3 protein-coding genes are annotated in these 4,839 nt (G+C 62.8%); all 3 read right to left on the bottom strand.

Annotation, left to right across the window (positions count from 1 at the left end; genetic code table 11):
• Positions 1–1,715: MCP four helix bundle domain-containing protein (locus EDC35_RS18405; RefSeq protein WP_243651786.1), on the bottom strand; the 1,715-nt coding region annotated here is incomplete at its 3' end.
• The gene (locus EDC35_RS18400; RefSeq protein WP_132978720.1) at positions 1,712–4,342 is read right to left on the bottom strand and encodes a cache domain-containing protein; all 2,631 of its coding nucleotides are present in this window, start codon (positions 4,340–4,342) and stop codon (positions 1,712–1,714) included. The genes EDC35_RS18400 and EDC35_RS18405, both read right to left, overlap by 4 nt.
• A gap of 311 nt (positions 4,343–4,653) precedes the next feature.
• Positions 4,654–4,839, bottom strand: a 186-nt coding sequence (locus EDC35_RS18395) for a chemotaxis protein CheW (protein WP_132978719.1), incomplete at its 5' end; no start/stop codon positions are given.

Here is a 4,839-nt window from a genome sequence, read left to right as displayed (position 1 = left end):
ATCTGCTTCATCGCCGCCACGGTTTCCTTGACGGCGATGCCGCCCTCACGGGCCTCTTTCGCCGCTTTGGCTGCCATGCCGTCGGTGACGGAGGCATTTTCGGTGTTCTGCGCGACCGAGGCGGACATCTGTTCCATGGAGGCGGAGGTCTCCTCCACTCCGGAAGCCTGCTCAGCAGCACCCTGCGAAAGCGTCTGCGCGGTCATGTTCACCTGCTCGGCCGCCGCCGTCAGATCGTCGGCGGTGGCGCGCACGTCGCGCATGGTCTGCGCCAGCTTGGCGACCGTGTTGTTGAGCGTGTTGCGCAGTTCCTGCAACTGCCCTTTGTATTCGGCGGTGATCGTCTCGGAGAGATGGCCGTCTTCCATCAGGGTGAGGATCCGCATCACCGCGTTGACCGGGCTGACCACGGCGTCCAGCATGCCGTTGATCCCCTCGATGATCAGCCGGAAATCGCCCCGGTGCCGGCTGGCATCGGCGCGGATGTCGAGCTGACCATTGAGCGCCGCATCCGACAGCCGTCGGGTATCGGCGATGAGCACCTGGATGTTGCCGCGCACCTGCTCGATGGTCTCGTTGATGAAGGCCTTCTTGCCGGGGAAGGTCGCCAGTGGCGCATCCATGTTGCCGTTGCCGAATTCCTTGACGCAGTCCATGGCCTCTCTGTAAAGCGCGATATGGCCGAAGACCATGCCGTTGACGCCCGCCGCCATGACCCGGAAGTCGCCCTTGAATCCGTCTTCGTCGATCCGGGCGTCGATCTCACCCCGATCATGTTCTCGGGACATCCGGTTCATCTCGGCGATGAGGGCGTGCAGGGTCTTCTGCATGCGGCGCATGGACTGCATCAGTTGCCCTACCTCGTCTGCGGAGGCGGACGCGAGTTCGACCGACAGATCGCCGGCGGCGATCTGATCGACGGCGCTCACGGCCTGACGCAGGGGACGCACGATGCTGCGCACCAGCCAGATCCCGGAACCCAGGGCCAGCAGCAGCATGGCCAGCCCGAGCGAGATGGAGAGCGTGATCGAGCGGGCGATGATGTCCTCGGTCTGCCGACCTGCCGCCTCCACGCTTTTTTCAGCGCTCTCGATCAGGACGTGGATCGCTTTGATATAGGCGTCGTGCAGCGGCATGGTCTCGGTGATCAGCCGGATCCGGGCGGCGTCCGGCCTTGAGTCCAGGGCCAGCTTGATCGCCTGCTTGCGGCTGCCGACATAGGCGCTCCGCGCCGCCAGGATGGTCGCCAGCAGTTCCTGCTCTGCCGGGGTCGTCAGGGTCTGCTCCAGATATTCGTAGAGCCCGGTGAGTCCCTTCGAGATTTCGGTCATCTCGGCAACCGTGCGTTCGATCTGTCCGATGTCGCTCATGAACATCAGTGACAGGGCGGCCTTGGCATTGTTGTTGATATTTCTGATGATCTGATTGGCGACCACTGAAACCGGCCATTCCTCCGCCGTGACCTGTTTCGACAACCTTTCGATGCTGCGCAACTGCACGAAATTCACATAGAGCGTGCCCAGCATCAGCACCATGATGAGGCCGAATCCCAGCGCCAGACGCACGCCGATCTTGATGTTGGAGAGCATGTTGATTGCCTGCCGGATGATTGAGACCAGTATTCTGGCCGGCACGTCGCTGTGGCCGGCCAGCGCCGTGCAGCCGTCACCGACCTTGCCCGGACAGCAGGCAAGGTCGGGTATGCATCCTTTCAAAAGCTCACGAATTCCGAATCGGAGAACGGCGGGGTCGCGGCCTGCTTCCTGCCGGTCGATCTGACCAGAATCCTGGCGCCGCCAAGGGGTGTCCGGGTCGGCGCAGCGAGGCGCGGGGTGTCCGCTTCCGCGTCAGTCTTGAAGAAACTCATCATCTGCTGGAGCTGCTCGGCCTGACCGCTCATCTCCTCAGCCGTGGCGGCCAGCTCCTCCGACGCCGAGGCGTTCTGCTGCGTGGTCTGGTTGAGCTGATCCATGGCGCTGTTGATCTGACTCACGCCGGTTGACTGCTCGGTCGAAGCGGCGGCGATTTCCTGTACCAGATCGGAGGTCCTGGTGATGGCGGGCACGATGGCATCCAGCAGACGCCCCGCCTTCTCCGCCAGTTCGACGCTGGAGCCGGCGACCTCGCCGATCTCCTGGGCCGCTATCTGACTGCGTTCGGCCAACTTGCGGACCTCGGCGGCGACCACCGCGAAGCCCTTGCCGTGGTCGCCAGCACGGGCGGCCTCAATGGCGGCGTTGAGCGCCAGCAGATTGGTCTGATAGGCGATGTCGTCGATGATGCCGATCTTCTGCGCAATCTGTTTCATCGCCGCGACCGTCTCGCGCACCGCCGCGCCGCCCTCAGCGGCCTCTTTGGCGGCCTTGGCCGCCATGCCGTCGGTGACGGTGGCATTCTCGGTATTCTGATCGACCGAGGCGGACATCTGTTCCATGGAGGCCGAGGTCTCCTCCACGCTGGCGGCCTGCTCGGTGGCGCCCTGCGAGAGCGTCTGGGCGGTCATGCTCACCTGATCAGACGCCGAGGTCAGGTCGTCAGCCGTGGCGCGCACGTCGCGGATGGTCTGGGCCAGCTTGGCGACCGTGTTGTTGACCGTGTTGCGCAGCTCCTGCAACTGCCCTTTGTATTCCGCTTCGATCCTCTCGGAGAGTTGTCCATCCTCCATCAGGACAAGGATCCGCATCACCTCGTTGACCGGGCCGACGACCGCGTCCAGGGTTGCGTTGATCCCTTCGACGATCCGCCGGAAATCCCCCCGGTGACGGGTCGCGTCGGCGCGGATATCAAGCTGACCGCCGACCGCTGCGTCGGACAGCCGCCGGGTGTCGGCGATGACCGCCTTGATCGCCTCAATGCAGGTGTTTACCGCGCTGGCGATGGCGTCATAGGCCGCTTTCACCGCCTGAGTATCAGCATCGGCGGCCTCGGTATCGATCCTGAAATCCACGTCACCCTCGGCGAGCCGGGCCAGACCTGTCACCAGTTTCTGCGTCTCGTTGTGCTGGTACGCGGATACCTTGCTGGCGATACGCATGCTCTGCTTGATCGGGGTCTGATCGATGATGAACTCGAAGGCGCCCACGATCTCGCCATTCCGGTCACGCAGCGGGGTGCTTGAATAGGCGATATCCAGTGTGCTGGCGCCGGGGTTGGCGTCGGTCTCGCTGCTGGCGAGGAGCCCCTGCTGCATGGCGCAGGCGCTGGCGCATCTGGCCGAGCGGCAATCCGTCGTCTTGAAGTGGTCGTGACATTTGGTGCCGATCAATTGCGCCGGTTTACGGTTGCCCATGCTGGCGCCCAGTGCGTTGATGTACTGGATGGTGAATTCGCGGTCCATGATCATGGCTGGCGCCGGCATGAGATCGAGGAAGCCGACCAGTCGATCGAGCGTGGTATTGATGCCCTCCACGATCTGACGATATTCGCCCGCATGCTGGCTGACGTCGGCGCGTTCGGCGAGCCGGCCCAGCTCGGTCGCCCGGATCAGGCGCTGGGTGTCCGCTGACATGGTGCGCAGACTGTCCTGGACCTTACTGACGGCGCGCAGCAGTTGCCCCGTCTCGTCGCGGCTGGTGGATTCGACCCGCATGCCGAGATCGCCAGCCGCCAGTTGATCGGCAGCGGCGACGGCGACTTTGATCGGGCGCACGATGGAACGGGTGATCAGCAGCGCTAGGGCGAGCAGGACGAGCATGGCGGCAGCGGCGATCCCACCCAGAACGGAGGCGACATCCCAGAAGGTCGCGTCCACGTCATCGATGTAGACGCCGGTGCCGATCACCCAGCCCCAGGGGGCGTAGAGTCGGGCGGTGGAGAGCTTGGCGACCGGTTCGGGACTCCCTGCCCTGGGCCAGAGATATTCCAGATAACTGGTTTCGCCGCGCTTGGCGCGCTCGACCAGCTCGTACTGAATGCGCACGCCATTGGCGTCCTTGGTATCCGCAAAACTTTCACCCTCCTTCTCGGGCGCAATCGGCAGAACCACCATGCGGTAATCGGTATCCAGGACGAAGAGGTAATTGCCGTCCTCATAACGCATGGCCGAGACGGCCCGTCTGGCGGCCGCCTGGGCTTCCTCTGTGGTGATGGCGCCACTTTGCGCCTGCTGTCCATAGTGTTCGAGCGTGGCGAGTCCGATCTCGGACAGATACCTGAGCGTCTCCTGTTTCTCGTGGAGCATTGAGGAGCGCAGGATGCTCAGGGCAACGACCGTGACGATGGTCAGGACCACCAGGACGGCGGCAATGAGCAGATAGAGCCGGGTGCCGATGCGCAGGCTGAAACGCCGTGTCCGGGTCTGAACCGGGGAGGTTGCCGCTGCGGGGGCTGAGAATTGGTCCATGTTGTTACCTGCTGTCAAGTTGACGTGAGGCGATTTCCTTTAAACCGCGTCCAGCGCGATAGGCGTCATTTTCAGTTTGTGTTTAGCTTTGGAGAAGTCATCGAAATCAGTGAAGACGCGGTTTAAAATTTTTATTTTTTAATATCTTAAAACGCGCCCGCTCGAACGGTCGTCGATTCTGCCAAGGCCGACTCAATCCTCAACGATCACATACCGCAGCGGGCGCGGTTTAAACCTCATTCCGGACCAGGGACCGGGTTGGGACAGATCACACAAGACTGGTCACAGAACGGGCCTTTCTGGAAACCCGCTTAAATCTGACTGGCGTACTGGGTGCCGTTGGCGTCGAACGTCCCGTTGTTGCGCTGCACGGCCATGCGGATCAGTTCCTGGACATCAAGGATCATGGCGACCTCGCCGCTGCCGAGGATGGTGGAACCGGCGAAGAAGCCGCGCAGATGGTTGAGCAGGCGTCCCAGCGGTTTGATGACGGTCTG

The organism is Thiobaca trueperi (assembly GCF_004342175.1).
GTDB lineage: Bacteria > Pseudomonadota > Gammaproteobacteria > Chromatiales > Chromatiaceae > Thiobaca > Thiobaca trueperi.
The sequence above is the reverse complement of the archived record's forward strand: the minus strand, read 5'-3'. Positions and strand labels throughout refer to the sequence as shown.